Annotated in this window: 12 protein-coding genes; 6 read left to right on the plus strand and 6 right to left on the minus strand. The window is 72.9% G+C overall.

Going from position 1 to position 15,736, the window contains the following annotated elements:
• Positions 1 to 18: 18 nt before the first annotated feature.
• The 4 genes from dctP to KZX45_RS02895 all read right to left on the minus strand — a co-directional run bounded on the left by dctP (position 19) and on the right by KZX45_RS02895 (position 5,383).
• The gene (gene dctP, locus KZX45_RS02880) at positions 19 to 1,050 is read right to left on the minus strand and encodes a TRAP transporter substrate-binding protein (RefSeq protein WP_248256175.1); all 1,032 of its coding nucleotides are present in this window, start codon (positions 1,048 to 1,050) and stop codon (positions 19 to 21) included.
• 330 nt (positions 1,051 to 1,380) lie between these two features.
• Positions 1,381 to 2,784: a mannitol dehydrogenase family protein gene (locus KZX45_RS02885; protein WP_248256176.1), complete on the minus strand. Its 1,404-nt coding sequence runs from the start codon at positions 2,782 to 2,784 to the stop codon at positions 1,381 to 1,383.
• Positions 2,781 to 4,205, minus strand: coding sequence for a glucuronate isomerase (uxaC, locus tag KZX45_RS02890; RefSeq protein WP_248256177.1), 1,425 nt, complete (start codon positions 4,203 to 4,205; stop codon positions 2,781 to 2,783). Before uxaC ends, KZX45_RS02885 begins: the two co-directional genes overlap by 4 nt.
• 89 nt (positions 4,206 to 4,294) lie before the next feature.
• A complete protein-coding gene (locus KZX45_RS02895) occupies positions 4,295 to 5,383 on the minus strand; it encodes a LacI family DNA-binding transcriptional regulator (protein WP_248256178.1) in 1,089 nt (362 codons plus the stop codon).
• Positions 5,384 to 5,686: 303 nt separating this feature from the next.
• On the opposite strand from KZX45_RS02895, the gene KZX45_RS02900 reads away from it, so the two are divergent.
• The 5 genes from KZX45_RS02900 (at position 5,687) to KZX45_RS02920 (ending at position 11,267) form a co-directional block, all read left to right on the plus strand.
• Positions 5,687 to 7,159, plus strand: coding sequence for a glycoside-pentoside-hexuronide (GPH):cation symporter (locus tag KZX45_RS02900; RefSeq protein WP_248256179.1), 1,473 nt, complete (start codon positions 5,687 to 5,689; stop codon positions 7,157 to 7,159).
• 122 nt (positions 7,160 to 7,281) lie between these two features.
• A complete protein-coding gene (gene uidA / locus KZX45_RS02905; protein ID WP_248256180.1) occupies positions 7,282 to 9,072 on the plus strand; it encodes a beta-glucuronidase in 1,791 nt (596 codons plus the stop codon).
• 55 nt (positions 9,073 to 9,127) lie between these two features.
• Entirely contained in the window at positions 9,128 to 9,979 is an 852-nt protein-coding gene (gene larE / locus KZX45_RS02910; protein ID WP_248256315.1) for an ATP-dependent sacrificial sulfur transferase LarE, read from the plus strand.
• Entirely contained in the window at positions 9,972 to 10,715 is a 744-nt protein-coding gene (gene larB, locus KZX45_RS02915) for a nickel pincer cofactor biosynthesis protein LarB (RefSeq protein WP_248256181.1), read from the plus strand. Before larE ends, larB begins: the two co-directional genes overlap by 8 nt.
• A 102-nt stretch (positions 10,716 to 10,817) precedes the next feature.
• Complete coding sequence (locus KZX45_RS02920; RefSeq protein WP_248256182.1) at positions 10,818 to 11,267, plus strand: HIT family protein; 450 nt, start codon at positions 10,818 to 10,820, stop codon at positions 11,265 to 11,267.
• 27 nt (positions 11,268 to 11,294) lie between these two features.
• Here the strand turns inward: KZX45_RS02920 and KZX45_RS02925 are convergent, their stop codons facing one another.
• Positions 11,295 to 12,011, minus strand: coding sequence for a vitamin K epoxide reductase family protein (locus KZX45_RS02925; RefSeq protein WP_248256183.1), 717 nt, complete (start codon positions 12,009 to 12,011; stop codon positions 11,295 to 11,297).
• A gap of 53 nt (positions 12,012 to 12,064) precedes the next feature.
• Positions 12,065 to 14,014: a metallophosphoesterase gene (locus KZX45_RS02930; protein ID WP_248256184.1), complete on the minus strand. Its 1,950-nt coding sequence runs from the start codon at positions 14,012 to 14,014 to the stop codon at positions 12,065 to 12,067.
• A 197-nt stretch (positions 14,015 to 14,211) separates the two neighbouring features.
• On the opposite strand from KZX45_RS02930, the gene KZX45_RS02935 reads away from it, so the two are divergent.
• A complete protein-coding gene (locus tag KZX45_RS02935) occupies positions 14,212 to 15,687 on the plus strand; it encodes a glutamate--cysteine ligase (RefSeq protein WP_248256185.1) in 1,476 nt (491 codons plus the stop codon).
• Positions 15,688 to 15,736: the final 49 nt, after the last annotated feature.

The raw sequence follows: 15,736 nt of genomic DNA on the forward strand, positions 1-15,736 counted from the left end.
GTTGACGGGCTGCGGGGATCACTCGGCGGCGGCGCGAGCGGCGTCGTACAGCGCCTGCTGGCTCTCGGTGGAGATGAACTCGTCGGCCAGGGCGGACAGCGCCTCGTCGAACGCGCCTCCCTCGACCTCGTGGAAGGTCGCCCCGCCGGCCGTGGCCTGCTCGATGGCGTCCTGGGTCGCGGCGTCCCAGAGCTCGGTGTGCTCCTCGTAGGTGGCCGTCCACTCCTCGTCGAAGATGGCGCGGTCCTCCTCCGACATCTCGGCCAGCAGGTCGGAGTTGATGATCAGGTAGTCCAGACCGACCAGGTGGTTGGTGTAGGACCAGTCGGGGGCGACCTCGTAGTGCTTCTGGGTCCAGTACGAGACCTCGTTGTTCTCGGCCGCGTCGACCACACCGGACTGCAGGCCGGTGTAGAGCTCGCCGAAGGCCATCGGGGTGGCGGAGGCGCCCATGGCCTCGGCCATGGCGATGTGCAGGTCGGACTCCTGGACGCGCAGCTTCTTGCCGGCGAGGTCGTCGGGCGACTGCACGGGGCCGAAGGTGGTGTAGACCGACCGCGCACCCTGGGTGAACCCACCGAGGACGGTCAGGTTCTCCGACTCCTCGAGCGAGGTGTAAAGGTCGCCGACGATCTCCTCGTCGTGGATGACGCTCATCTGGTGCTCGACGTCGTCGAAGACCTTCGGCAGGTTGAAGACGAGGAAGTCGTCGTCCAGGTTCTCCAGCTGGGTGCCCGAGACGATCGCCATGTCGACGGTGCCGTCGGAGACGAGCTGCAGGGCCTCCTGCTGCGCGCCGAGGGTCTCGTTCGGGAACACGTCGATGTCCCAGCGGCCCTCGGTGGCCTCGGAGAGGCGCTCGCCGAAGTTGTCCAGGGCGATGTACGAGGGGTGCTCCTCGGTCTGGTTCAGGGCCAGGCGCATGGTCGCGCCACCGGCGGCGCCGCCGCCCGCCGTGCCGTCCTCGGTCGCGTCGCCGCCGCCGCACGCGGCGAGGCCGAGTGCGGTCACGCCGGTGAGGGCCACCAGGGAGAGAGTCTTCTTACGCATCGTGATAGTTCCTATCTGCTCGTCGACGAGCGGTTCGGTCGTGCGTGCGGTGATCGCTCACCGCGCCGGTCCTCGCTCCGCCTCTGCGCGGCCGGTGAGTCCCGGGGTCGGGGGTAGTCCGCCGTGGGCACGGGGGGCTGCGTGCTGATTCAGTCACACCCGGCAAGCACGCGGCAACGAGTTGCCAAACCTTGCCTCCCGACGTCACGGAGCGGTAACGGCGCCGTCGTCCCCGGGGAACGCCGGCCCGCTGCGGGCGCGCGAGAGGGCCGGGGTGCGCCTCGGCGGCGCACCCCGGCCCTCACGGACTGTCGGGGTGGTGGTGGCTCGTCAGCCCTTGGCGGTGCCCTCCTTGGCCAGGAGCTCCTCCGCCCTGGCGACGACGGCGCCCACCAGCTCCTCGTCCGGCACCAGGTCCGAGGCGAGGAGCGACAGCAGCGCCACGGCGGCCTCGGCGACCGAGCCGCGGGCGGCGGCGACGACGTCGGCCTCGCGGGCGTCCTTGACGGGTGCACCGTGGCCCTGCAGGTGCAGGATCCAGGCGGCGAGGGCGCGCACGGGCCCGTCGGGCAGACGTCCGGCCGCACGCTCCAGGCGCAGGGCCGGGAGGATCCGCACCGGGATCTTCTGCGAGCCGTCGGCGGCGATCTGCGCGAGAAGGTGCCGGACCCGAGGGTTGTTGTAGCGGTCCAGGAGCGCCGCCCGGTAGCGCGCCACGTCGTCGGCGTCGACCTGGAGGTGCTCCCCGGCGACGTCCCACCAGTCCTCGACCCAGCCGCGCACGGTGGGGTCGGCGATCGCGTCGGCGACGGTCTCGTGCCCCACGATGGTGGCGGCGTAGGCCATCAGGGAGTGGGAGCCGTTGAGCATCCACAGCTTGCGCTGCTCGAAGGGATAGACGTCGTCGACGATCCCCGCGCCGGCCTTCTCCCACGCGGGGCGGCCGGCCGGGAAGTCGCCGGCGATGACCCACTCGCTGAACGGCTCGGTGGGCACGGGCGAGGCGTCGTCGTAGCCCTGGGACTCGGCGACGGCGGCCCGCTCACCCTCCGTGGTGGCCGGGGTGATCCGGTCGACCATCGACGTGGCCCAGGAGACGTTCTGCCCCATCCAGTCGAGCAGGCTGGGGTCCACGCGCTCCGCGAGCTCCTCCACGACGGCGCGGAACGTCGGGCCGTTGTCGGGGAGGTTGTCGCAGGGCAGGACAGTGATCGCGCCGGCGCCGGCCGCGCGGCGGGCCAGGAAGCCGCCGACCAGCTTGCCCGGCGTGGTGCGGGTGGCCGCCTCGGGGTCGGCGCGCAGGGCCTCGATGTCGCCGGCGACGGCCGGGTCCCCGACGGCGAGGTGCCCGTCGGCGCCTCGCATGTACCCGGCCTCGGTGACCGTGGAGGTGATGATGGCCGTCTGCGGGCTGCGGAGGTAGCCGAGGAACGCCTCGGTGTCGGAGGACGGGTGCACCGCCGAGAGAGTGCTGATGACCTCGAAGGTGTCGCCGTCCGCGTGGCGGGTGATCAGCGTGTACAGGCCGTCCTGCGGCGCGAGCGCCTCGGCCGCGTCGGGCCGGCGGCCGGTGAACGCCGCGATGCCCCACTCCCCCGCGTCGGGGGCGTGCTCGGTGTACCAGGCCTGGTGCGCACGGGTGAAGTTCCCCAGGCCCAGGTGCACGATGCGGACCGGCGCCGCGGGGCGCCCGTGCCGCTCGCGGGAGAGGCGGGGGACGGTCGTGGTGGTCATAGCTTGAACGCCTTCCGGGGCTGGGTGACGACGAGGTCGTGGGCGGTGTCGAGCGCCTCGTCCATGGTCAGGCGGTGGTCGGCGACGAGCTCGGCGAGGAAGCCCGAGTCGAGACGCCGGTTCATGTCGTGGCGCGCCGGGATGGACAGGAACGCACGGGTGTCGTCGATGAACCCGGACGTGCGGGTGAAGCCGGCGGATCCCGTCACGGCGCGGCGGTAGCGCTTGATCGCCTCCGCCTCGTCGATGAACCACCACGGGGCGCCGACGTACACCGACGGGTAGAAGCCGGCGAGCGGGGCGACCTCCCGCGAGTAGACGGTCTCGTCGATCGTGAACAGGACGAGCTGGAAGTTCGGGGCCGTCCCGAAGGCCGAGAGCATCGGCTGGAGCGCGCGGGCGAACTCCACCGACATCGGGATGTCCCCGCCGACGTCGGCGCCGAACTTCTCCTGCGTCGGGGTGTGGTGGTTGCGCACCACGGCCGGGTGCAGCGTCATCACGAGGCCGTCCTCGGAGGCCATGCGGGCCTGCTGGAAGACGAAGTCGCGGCGCAGCGCGTCGCCCTCCTCCGGCGTGATCTGCCCCGCGCGGGCCCGGGCGTAGAGGCGCTCCGCCTCGGCGTCGTCGAGCTTCTCGGCGCGGGCGTCCTTGTGGGAGTGGTCCGAGGACACGGCGCCGTTGTCCTTGAAGAAGGCGCGCCGGTTCTCCATGGCCGCGACCCAGCCGGCGTAGGTGCCGGTGTCGACGCCGGAGACCTCGCCCAGCGTGTCGATCAGCCCGTTCCAGGCCGGGGTGGCGGGCTCGAGGTACTTGTCCGGGCGGAAGGTCGGAGCGACCTTGCCGTCCCAGGTGGGGTCCCCCGCCAGCTTCTGGTGGTGGCGCAGGTCGTCCGCCGGGTCGTCCGTCGTCGCGATGAACTCGATGTTGAACGTCTTGTACAGGGCGCGCGGCCGGAACTCCGGCGTGGCGATGGCCTCGGCGATCCGGTCGTAGATCCGGTCCGCGGTGGCCGCCGACGGCGCCAGGTCGATGCCGAAGACGTCCGCCAGCTCCGACTCGAACCAGAACTTCATCGGGGTGCCGCGGTAGATCTTCCAGTTCTCGCACAGAGTGCGGAACGCGGCACGGGACTGCTCGGCCGAGAAGTTCTCCTGCCCCACGCCCAGGTCCGCCAGCGACACGCCGCTGGCGTGCAGGAGCCGGTTGATGTAGTGGTCCGGGGTGATGAGGAGCGACGTCGGGTCCGCGAACGGCACGTCGTCGGCCAGCCACTGCGGGGGGACGTGCCCGTGCGGGGAGATGATCGGCAGGTCCTTGACCGCGTCGTAGAGCTCCCGGGCGATCGGGCGCAGGCCCGGGTCGGCGGGGAGGAGACGGTCGGGGTGGACGTGGAGGACGTCGTCGTCTGTGGTGGTCATGCTGCCATCGTGCTGGCGCTGCCACGTGGGCGGCAACGTGTTGCCGGGAGTTGCCGGACCAGTGCGGTCCGCCACACCCGCGGCCTCGCTCAGGCGCGGAGGTTGGGCCCGGTGCTCTCACGCTCGACGAGCTTGACGGGGACGACGACGGGCGGCCCGCCCCGCGGGTGCGCCCCCTTGATCTGGGCGACGAGGTTGCGCACCGCCGCCGCGCCGAGCGCCCGGCGGGGCGTCGCCACGGTCGTCAGCGCCGGCGAGACCAGGTCCGCGGCGAAGATGTTGTCGTAGCCGACCACCGAGACGTCCTCCGGCACCCGCTTGCCCCGCCCCTGGACGGCGCGGACGAAGCCGATGGCGACCAGGTCGTTGTACGCGATCACGCCGGTCGTAGGCGCCTGCCACCAGGCCTTGGCCCCCGCGACGCCGCCGGCGACCGTCGGGGCGAGCGGGCCGATGCGACGCACGTGCATCGACAGCTCCAGCGACGCCTCGCGCAGCCCGCGCCAGCGCATGCCGTCGGCCCAGGACGCCTCGGGCCCGGCGAGGTAGGTGACGAGGTCGTGACCGAGCTCGCCGAGGTGCTCGAGCGCGCGGCGGACGCCGCGGGCGTTGTCCGGCACCACGGAGGGGATCTCGCGCACGGCCCGGTTCAGGGCGACCATCGGCTTCTGCTTGGCGATCATGCGGATGGACGCGTCGGACATCCGCGAGGTGCCCAGGACGATGCCGTCGACGATCGGCAGGGCCCGCTCGAGCGCCTCCCGCTCGCGCTTGTCCGACTCGCGGGAGTCGACGAGCAGCACGGTGTAGCCCGCCTCGGCGGCCTCGTCCTGCACCCCGTTGATGATCTCGAAGTAGACCGGGTTCGTGATGTCGGGGACCACCAGCGCGAGCAGGTTCGTGTGCGTCGTGGCCAGCGCCCGCGCCATCGGGTTGGTGCGGTAGCCGAGCTCGGCGGCCACCGTGCGGATCCGTTCCGCCGTCTCGGCGTTGACCCGGCCGGGCCGCGAGAACGTGCGCGAGACCGTCGAGGGCGCCACGCCGGCCGCCTGGGCGACGTCGTAGATGGTGGGCGAGCTCCGCCGTCGGGACACGACCGGGGGAACCGCGTGGGAACCGTCGCCGGCGTCGCCCGGGTCTGCGGGCGCGCCTTGGCCAGCCGTGTCGTTCGTGTCCACCGACGTCCTCCCGGGTCGCTGGGCCCACCGTACGGACACGTGGCAACTGGTGGCAAAACGTTGCCCGGCGCGTCACGCCGGGATACCCGGGGGCGCGCGACGCCCGTGCTGACGTAGCAGAAGGTGTGGCATCCACCCTGGCAACTTCCGGCATCCGTGCTGCAACCCGCGGCAACCGCTTTGGCCACCGTCCCCGGTGATGCGTGAATGAATGCCGACAAGCCACCTCCCGTGCGCCCCCCCGGCACGTGCGGGAGAGTGACACAACGTGCGTCACGCACCGTCTCTCTCCAGGGAGTCCACATGTCCAGCACGGCGACGGCTCAGCAGCAGAGCATCCACGACGCCGCGGCCCCGCACCTGTCGTTCAGGACGATCGCCGGCTACGGCGCCGGCGACGCGGGCTGCAACATCGCCTTCCAGATGACCGGCCTGTTCCTGCTCATCTTCTACACCGACGTGGTGGGCATCTCCCCCGTCCACGCGGGCAACATCTTCCTCTTCGTGAAGATCTGGGACGCTTTCGCCGACATCTTCGCGGGTCGCATGGTGGACCGGACGATGACCCGGTGGGGCAAGTTCCGGCCCTTCCTGCTGTGGTACTCGGTGCCGCTGCTGGCGATGAACCTGCTCTGCTTCTGGATCCCCGTCGACGACTACGGCATGAAGCTGGTGTGGGCCACCGTCTCCTACGCCGTCCTCGGCCTGCTGTACTCCCTCGTGAACATCCCGTTCGGCTCTCTCGCCGGTGCGATGAGCCAGAACCCGGTCGACCGCTCCCGCCTGGCCTCGGCGCGCATGGTCGGCTCGGGCGCCACGATCCTGCTGCTCTCCCTGGTCCTCGCCCCGCAGATCAAGGCGGCCGACGACCTCGCGACGACGTTCCTCGTCACGTCCGCCCTGTTCCTGGTCATCGGCACCGTGATGTTCATGACCACGTTCCTCACGTCCAAGGAGACGGTCTACCGCGAGGTGGAGAAGGTGTCGCTCCGCGAGACCATCCGCACCGTCCGCCAGAACAAGCCGCTGCTGCGGCTGTGCGCCTCGTCGTTCTTCTACCTCACAGGGCAGAACGTCGTCTCCGCGATGGGCATCTACATCGCCAACGACGCCCTCGCCCAGTACGCCGGGGCCGGCAACTGGCTCGCCTCCGTCGTCACCATCATCACCACGGGCGCGGTCCTCTACGTGGGCCCCCTCGGCCCCGGTGTGACCCGCAGGCTGGGCAAGAAGACCGGCTTCATGGGAGCCTGCGGCATCGCGATCACCGGCGGACTGATCTTCGGCCTGTCCGGCAGCCTGCTGCTGAGCCTGGTCGGCCTGTTCCTGATCGGGTTCGGGATGGCCCTGCTCAACACGATGACCTGGGCGCTCGAGGCCGACACCGTCGAGTACGGCGAGCTGCAGACCGGCATCCGCACCGAGGGGGCCACCTACGCCGCCTTCTCCTTCACCCGCAAGGTGGGGCAGGCGGTCGGCGCCGCCATCGCCTCCTACTCGCTGGCCTTCGTCGGCTACAACGGCGAGCTCGAGGTGCAGCCCCAGTCGGTGATCGACGGCATGACCGCTTCGGTCGCCTTCCTGCCCGCCGCGTTCTTCCTCGTCGCCCTGCTGATCATGTCCCGGTACCCGCTCACCGAGGCCCGCTTCGCCGAGATCATGACGCAGATCCAGGCCAGGCGCGCCGAGCGGCACGCCGAGCTCGCCGGGACCGGCACCGCCCCCGCCGACGGGCCGGCCGGCGACGACGGGCTGCCGCCCGCCGGCACCCGCTAGCACCGCCTCGCCCCGCCCGGCCGCGCCGGGCGGGGCGTTCGCGCACCCACCGGCACGCGCGGCGTGCGCCTCCCGAACCGCCAGCCCGATCCGACCGACCGCCCCACGAAAGGACCACCACCATGCTCCGGCCCCAGGACACCGCCACCCGTGACCGCCGCTCGCTGACCGGGCTGTGGCGGTTCCGCGCCGACGCCGAGGGCGTGGGCCGCGACGAGCGCTGGTTCGCGGCGCCGCTCGCCGGGGCGCGCGACATGCCGGTGCCGGCCAGCTACAACGACATCGTCCCCGGCCGCGAGCTGCACGACCACGTCGGCGACGTCTGGTACCAGACGGACGTCCGCGTCCCGCGCGGCTGGGCGGACCAGCGCGTCGTCCTGCGCTTCGACGCCGCCACGCACCGCGCCACCGTGTGGGTGGGCGAGACCGAGGTGATGAGTCACGAGGGCGGCTACACCCCGTTCGAGGCGGACGTCACCGCGCACGTCACCCCGGGTGAGACGGTGCGCGTGACCGCCGTCGTCGACAACCGCCTCAGCTGGGAGTCCATCCCGCCCGGGGTCGTGGTCGAGACCGCCCACGGCCCGCGCCAGAAGTACATGCACGACTTCTTCAACTACGCGGGCCTGCACCGGCCGGTGTGGCTCTACTCCACGCCGACCACCTTCGTCGCCGACGTCACCGTGGTCCCGGGCATCGAGGGCGACCCGACGGCGGAGCGGCCGACCGGCACCGTCGCCTACGACGTGGCCGTCGCGGGCGAGGGCGCGGTCCGCGTGCGCCTGCTCGACGCCGAGGGCGCCGAGGTCACCGGGGCTCAGGGTGCCGCCGGCACGCTCACCGTGCCGGACGCCCACCTGTGGGCGCCGGGCGACGGGTACCAGTACGACCTCGTCGTCGAGGTCCTCGGCGCGGACGGCGCCCTGGTGGACTCCTACACCCAGAAGGTCGGGATCCGCACCGTCGAGGTGCGCGGCACCGACTTCCTGATCAACGGCCGCCCGTTCTACTTCCGCGGCTTCGGCATGCACGAGGACCACACCACCCGCGGCAAGGGGCACGACGACGCCGAGATGGTCCACGACTTCGAGCTGCTGGACTGGATCGGGGCGAACTCGTTCCGCACGTCGCACTACCCCTACGCCGAGGAGGTGCTCGACTACGCCGACGCCCACGGCATCGTCGTCATCGACGAGACCGCAGCGGTGGGCATGAACGCGGCGGTGGGAGCGGTCATCGGCATGACGGTCGACCAGGTCTTCTCCCCCGACACCGTCTCCGAGCGCACCCGCGAGGTGCACGCCCAGGCGATCCGCGAGCTGTTCGCCCGGGACAAGAACCACCCGAGCGTGGTGCTGTGGTCCATCTCCAACGAGCCCGAGTCGCACACGCCCGAGTCGGAGGAGTACTTCCGCCCGCTGTTCGAGCTCGCCCGCGAGCTCGAGCAGCACCGGCCGATCGGGTTCGTCAACGTCATGTACTCCCCCGCCGACGTCGACCGGCTCATGAAGTACTCCGACGTCGTGATGATCAACCGCTACTACGGCTGGTACAGCGACAGCGCCGACCTCGCCGCCGCCGAGGCCAACCTGGAGGCCGAGCTGCGCCAGTGGGAGGGGCACGGCAAGCCGATCATCATGACCGAGTACGGCGCCGACACGGTCGCGGGTCTGCACGACCTCTCGGGGTCCATGTGGTCCGAGGAGTACCAGGAGGAGCTGCTGGACGTGTACCACCGGGTCTTCGACCGCGTCGGGGCGATGGCCGGCGAGCACGTGTGGAACTTCGCCGACTTCCAGACCTCCCGCGGCATCGTCCGGGTGGACGGGAACAAGAAGGGCGTCTTCACCCGGGACCGCCGCCCCAAGGCGGCCGCGCACCTGCTACGGCGCCGGTGGACCGAGCGGGGCTGAGCGCCGGACGTAGAGTGACGGGACGAACCGGACGAGGAGGAGCGACGTGGCCGGGATGAGAACCGAGCTGGCCGGTGAGCCGCTGGCCCTGGCCGACGCCGTCGGCGAGGAGCTGCGCGGCGCGGCCCCGCTCGGGGTCGCCTACTCCGGCGGGGTGGACTCCGCCCTGCTGCTCGCCCTCGCGGTGCGCACCCTGGGCGCCGGGAACGTCGTCGCCCTCCTCGGGGTCTCGCCGTCGCTCGCCCGGTCGGAGCGGGCGCGGGCGCACGAGACCGCGGCGTTCATCGGGGCCCGCGTCGTCGAGATCGAGACCCACGAGGGCGAGAACCCGGACTACGTCCGCAACGGCGTCGACCGCTGCTTCTTCTGCAAGGACGAGCTCTTCACCCGCATCTCGGACGAGGTGGTCGCCGCCCACGGCCTGGCCGCCGTCGCCTACGGCGAGAACGCCGACGACGCCCGGCGGCCCGACCGTCCCGGCTCGAAGGCGGCGACGAACCACCGGGTGCTCCGGCCGCTGTCCGTGGCCGGGCTGACCAAGGCGCAGGTCCGGCTCGTGGCCCGGGCCCTCGCCCTGCCGGTGGCGGACAAGCCGGCCGCGCCCTGCCTCGCCTCGCGGATCCCGCACGGCGAGGAGGTCACGCCCGAGAAGCTGCGTCAGGTGGAGCGGGCCGAGGAGGTGCTCCGCGAGCTCGGCTTCTCCGACGGCCGGGTGCGCCACCACGGCGACATCGCCAGGATCGAGCTGCCGACGGCGGAGATCCCCCGCGCCGGCGAGGAGGAGATCCGCACCGCGCTCGACGCGGGCGTCCGCGCGGCCGGCTTCCGGTACGTCGTCGTGGACCTGCGCGGCATCCAGTCCGGCGCGTTCACCCTTCCGCTGCTGGCGGTGGGCCACCGTGGCTGAGGTCCGCGGTCCCCGCACCGCCGCGGCGGGTCGCGCCGCCGCGCCGGACCTCGCCGTCGACGGCGTCGCGGAGCTCGACCACGACCGCGCCCGCCGGCGCGGGTACCCCGAGGCGGTGTTCTGCGAGGGCAAGTCCCCGGCCCAGCTGCGCGCCATCGCCACCGCGCTGCTCGAGCGCCACGGTGAGAACCCGGCCGATGACGCCCCCCGGACCCTGTTCACGCGCGCGGACGCCGAGCGGGCCCAGGCCGTCCTGGACGTGCTGCCGGACGCGCTCCACGAGCCCGAGGCACGCCTGCTGGCCTGGCCGCCCATCCCGCCGGAGCCGACGGGGGGCCTCGTCGTCGTCGCCTGCGCCGGCACCTCCGACCTGCCCGTCGCCCGCGAGGCCGAGCTCACCGCCCGGTACCTCGGCCGGCGCACCGAGCTGGTGGTCGACGTCGGCGTCGCCGGCCTGCACCGGATCCTCGCCCGGACCGAGACCCTGCGCGCCGCGGCGGCCGTGGTCGTGGTGGCCGGCATGGACGGCGCGCTGCCCGGGGTGGTGGCCGGCCTGGTGAGCGCCCCGGTGGTGGCCGTGCCGACCTCGGTGGGCTACGGCGCCGCGTTCGAGGGGCTGGCCCCGCTGCTGACGATGCTCAACGCGTGCGCGCCCGGCGTCGGCGTGGTCAACATCGACAACGGCTACGGCGGCGGACACCTCGCGGCGCAGATCGCCGCGCCGCGGCGCGACTGACCCACCCCGCCGCGGAGGCCCCGCCGCGGAGGCCGCACCCGAGCCCCTCGTCCCCGGGTCCCGCTCCGCCCGGCCCCTCGGGCGCCGTGCCAGGATGACCCCATGAGCACCGTGTTCACGCAGATCATCGAGGGTCAGATCCCCGGCCGCTTCGTGTGGGCGGACGACGTGAGCGTCGTCTTCTCGACCATCGCCCCCATCACGGACGGGCACATGCTCGTGGTCCCGCGCGCGGAGGTCAGCCAGTACACGGACGCCGACGACGAGCTGGTCGCCCACCTCGCCGTGGTGGCCAAGGAGGTGGGCCGTGCCCAGCAGGCGGCTTTCGGCTCACCGCGGGCGGCCGTGCTCGTCGCGGGCTTCGAGGTGGAGCACCTGCACCTGCACGTGCTGCCCGCCTGGGACGAGCAGTCGCTGCGCTTCGACAACGCCCGCCACGACGTGCCCGCCGAGGAGCTCGACGCCGCCGCCGAGCGGGTGCGTGACGCCCTCCGGCAGGCCGGGCACGGCGCACGCGTCCCGGCCCGTCTGGGGTCGGCCGCGCTGGCCTGACAGACCGAGCCCCCGCGCGCCGGCCGGTCAGGCGAGCACGAGCACCCACTGGTCCCAGAAGATCGCGACCGCCGCGGCCACCACGAGCACGTACCAGGCGGCCACGATCACCCAGCGGTCCTGCACCAGGGTGCGACGCAGTCGGTCCGGCAGCCGGACATGCCCCGCCTGGCCCGCCCGGGCCAGGACGTTGACGAAGATCGGGATCGTCACCACCCACACCACCAGGCAGTACGGGCACAGCATCCGGATGCTGAAGAACGCCTGGTACTGGAACCAGAAGATCGCACCGATCGCGCCCGTCGCGCCGGCCACGAGCGCCACCCAGAACCAGCGGGCCGGCCGCACCCCGGCAAGGAACATCACGCCGACGGTCAGACAGGCCGCGAACGCGACCGTGCCGACGACGGCGTTGGGGATGCCGAGCGCGTGCGCCTGCCACGTGGTGATGAAGCTGCCGCAACCGATCAGCGGGTTGAAGTCACAGGCGAGCGCGGCGTCCGGGTCCGCCGCCACCTTGAGCTCGGAGAGCACCAGCTCCACGGCGGCCCAGAGCCCGAGCAGCCCGCCGACGGTCAGCACCCAGCCGAGCTCGCGCGGTGCCCCGCCGGCGGACTGGTGCGCGCTGGGCCGGGCCCGGTCGAGAACTGCGAGCTCGGTCTCGAGCTCCTCGTCGCTCAGGTCGTCGTAGTCCTCGGGCGAGCGTGCGCCCTCGACGTGGGATGACGTGCTCCTGGTGCTCACGCGCCCTCCTTGGTTCTCACGAGCAGTATGCGGTCCGGCGCCCGGCGGCGCCGTCAGTCGCCGGACTCGCCGGAGCTGCCGCCGTCGGTGACGCCGCCGTCGGTCACGCCACCGTCAGGGGTGGCACCGTCAGGGGCGGCACCGTCTGGCACGGCACCGTCAGGGGCGGCACCGCCGGGCACGGCGCCGTTGCCGGGGTCGCCGCCGTCGGGGACGCCCCCGTTCTCGGTCCCGGCACCGCCGTCCGACGGCGGACGGGGGAACTCGTACCAGGAGCCCAGCCGCACGGACGCGTCGGTGCCGACCTGGATCCGCCGGTAGTCCATCGGCTCGCCGGTGGCCCGGTCGACGCGCAGCACCGTGAGCTCGGCCTCCCCGGTGAGCGGCCCCACGGTCGCCCCGCCCCCCGCTCCCCCGCCGCTCGAGGTGCTGATGTAGCGCGTGCCGGCCCCGGCGACCTCCGGCCCCACCGTGCGGTGCCAGTGCCCGGAGAGCTGCAGCGGTGCGCAGCCGGCGTCCAGCGTGGCCGTCCCGGCGCGCGGGTTGTGCACGAGGAGGATGTCGACGGGGTCACCGCTCTCGGCGGCCGCGCAGGCCACCTGGGCGAGGCGCTGCTCCATCTCCGGGAGGGTCTCGTCGCGTTCCTGCCGGGTGCCCGACCCGACGGCGGTCAGCGTCGGGTCCGTGTCGCCGAGGATGCGCACGCCCGCGACCTCCACCACGTCGCCACCGAGAACCGTCCAGCCCGCCTGCCGCTCCTGCTCCGCCGTGATGACGGAGTCGTGGTTGCCGGTCGCGACGACGACCGGCACGCCGTCCGGCACCGCGCGGGCGAACGCGTTCACGCAGTAGGACTCGACCGACGTCCCGCTCATCACCGTGTCGCCGGCGTCGAGGAGCACCTGCGCGCCCGTCTGCTCGATCGCCGTCGCGATGACGGAGGCCATGCCGACGTTGCAGTGCAGGTCGGAGACCATCAGGAGGGTGACCGGGTCCGGCTCGGGTTCCTCCTCGGTGGTGGCCGGCGCGGACGGCTCGGCCTCCGTCGTCGTCCCGTCCGTCGTCGTCCCGTCCGACGGCGGCGCCTCCGTGATCACCCCGTCCGACGTCGTCCCGTCCGACGTCGTCCCGTCCGCCGTGCTCCCGTCCGACGGCGACGCGTCCGCCGTCGTCCCCTCCCCGGCGGGGGACTGCCGGCTGCGGCCGCGCGGGGCCGCCCCCTCGGCCTCGTGCGCAGCGACGAGGTTCTCCGACGCCAGGGCGTAGAACGCCTCGTTCTCCTCGAACGCGGACCTCACGGTCTGGCCGTACACCGCGACGACGTCGGCGAGGCGCCCGGTGATCCGCGCCCCCTCGAGCGGCGTGCCCGCGAGCACGGCCGGGCTGTAGCCGGCGGGGGTCGCCTGCCGCGTCTGCGGGACGACGAGGGCGGCCGTGCCGCCCAGGACCACGGCCCCGGTCAGCACGGCGACGCCGGGGCGGGCCAGGGCGCCCCGGAGCTCGTCGCGCAGCCGTCCGTGGGAGGCGAGCCGGCCGGCGGCGAGCAGCACGAGCAGCAGCGACCAGGCGACGGCGGTGCGCCCGAGCGCGTCGGTGACCAGTCCTCGCACGGCGTCGGCGACAGCCGCCTCGGGCTGGCCGAAGAGCTGGCCGTACGCCTCCAGGTCGGCCAGCAGTCCGGGCAGCGGCGAGCCGGCGGTCTGCAGGTCGGTCGGGATCTCCCGGACCACCACCTCCGCGCCGAGCGGCCACGGCAGCGGGGAGTCGATGATGACCGCCCCGAGCGGGCCCATCTGGAGCGAGATCTGCCGGTCGAGCGTCACGTGGTAGTCGGCCTTGTGCGGGCCGAGCGAGGAGTGCGTGCTGGCGGTGGTCACGCCCACGGCCACCGCGAGGAGCCCGGTCAGGAGAAAGGCGAGCAGGCCGCGGACGGTCTGCCGGGTCGCGGGCGTCTGGCGGTGCCACCACTCCCAGCGACGCCGGGTGCCGCCTGCGGGTCTCATCACGGCCATTCTCCCCTTGCGCGCGCTCCTGCGCGCAAGTGGACCACCGACGGGGCCGGAAGTGGCAGCGTGTACCCCGGGTGCGGGGTCCGCCCGCTCCCAGCATGCTGGGAGCGCTCCCGGGCGAGCGCACGAGGCGCCCGGGCCGGCCAGGACGCCCGGTGATCCCGGGGAACGACCAGGGAGCAGGAGGCCCGATGGGCAAGGACGTCAGCGCCAAGGTCTACACCCGCGCCGACCACACCAGGTACCGCCATGCGGTCCAGCGCTGCCTCGACGCCCTCGAGGAGATGCTCGACCGCGGCTCGTTCGCGCAGGACGAGTGGCGCACGGGCCTGGAGATCGAGCTCAACCTGGTCGACGGCGACCTGATGCCCTCCATGAACAACGCCGAGGTGCTCGAGCACATCGACGACTGGCGCTACCAGACCGAGCTCGGCCGCTTCAACATCGAGCTGAACGTCGAGCCGCGGCGGATCGACGGCCAGTCGCTGCTCCAGCTCGAGTCCGCCCTGCGCAAGAACCTCAACCGGGCCCGGGACCGTGCCGGCGACCTCGGGGCGGACATCGTCATGATCGGGATCCTGCCCACGCTCCCCACGCCGGAGCCCGGCCGCTCGTGGTTCTCCTCCAACGCCCGCTACCAGATGCTCGACGAGGCGGTCCTGACCTCTCGCAGGGAGGACGTCGTCATCGACATCCGCGGGGCGGAGCGCCTGCAGATGACGGCGGACACGATCGCGGTCGAGGCCGCGTGCACGTCCACGCAGTTCCACCTCCAGGTGCGCCCGAACACCTTCGCGCGCTACTGGAACGCGGCCCAGGTGCTGGCGGGCCCGCAGCTCGCGCTCGGGGCGAACTCGCCGTACGTGTTCGGCCACCAGCTCCAGGCCGAGTCCCGGGTCGAGCTGTTCCTGCAGGCCACCGACACGCGGCCGCCGGAGCTGCGCAACCAGGGGGTGCGCCCGCTGGTGCCGTTCGGGGACCGGTGGATCAACTCGATCTTCGACCTCTTCGAGGAGAACGTCCGCTACTACCCGGCGCTGATCCCGGAGACGTCCGACGAGGACCCGCTGGAGGTGCTGGCGGCGGGCGGCACGCCGCACCTCTCGGAGCTGAGGCTGCACAACGGCACCATCTACCGCTGGAACCGGCCGATCTACGACGTCTCCGACGGCCGCCCGCACCTGCGGGTGGAGAACCGCATCCTCCCCGCCGGCCCCACCGTGCTCGACGTCCTGGCCAACGCCGCGTTCTTCTACGGCGCCTCGGTGGACATGGTGCTCGACGAGCGCCCGATCTGGTCCCGCATGAGCTTCGAAGCCGCGCGGGAGAACTTCCACACGGCCGCCCGCCACGGCGCGGACGCCCGGATGTACTGGCCGGGGGTCGGCTCGGTGGACTGGGACGAACTGGTGCTGCGCGCGCTGCTCCCGGCGGCGCAGCGCGGGCTGGAGCGGCTGGGCGTGGCCCCCGAGGCGGTCGACCGGTACCTCGGGGTCATCGAGGGGCGCGCCAAGCTGCGCACCAACGGCGCCGCCTGGCAGGTGGCCGCCACCCAGGCGTTCGAGGCGCGGGGCATGGACCGGCCCGCCGCGCTGAAGGCCATGCTCAAGGAGTACATCCTGCACATGCACAGCAACGAGCCGGTCCACACCTGGCCGGTGCCCTGAACGAGCGGCGGCCCTGAGGGAGCGGCTGAGCCGACTTCCGGCGGCGCGG

It is taken from the genome of Georgenia sp. EYE_87, assembly GCF_023148685.1.
Lineage (GTDB): Bacteria > Actinomycetota > Actinomycetes > Actinomycetales > Actinomycetaceae > Georgenia.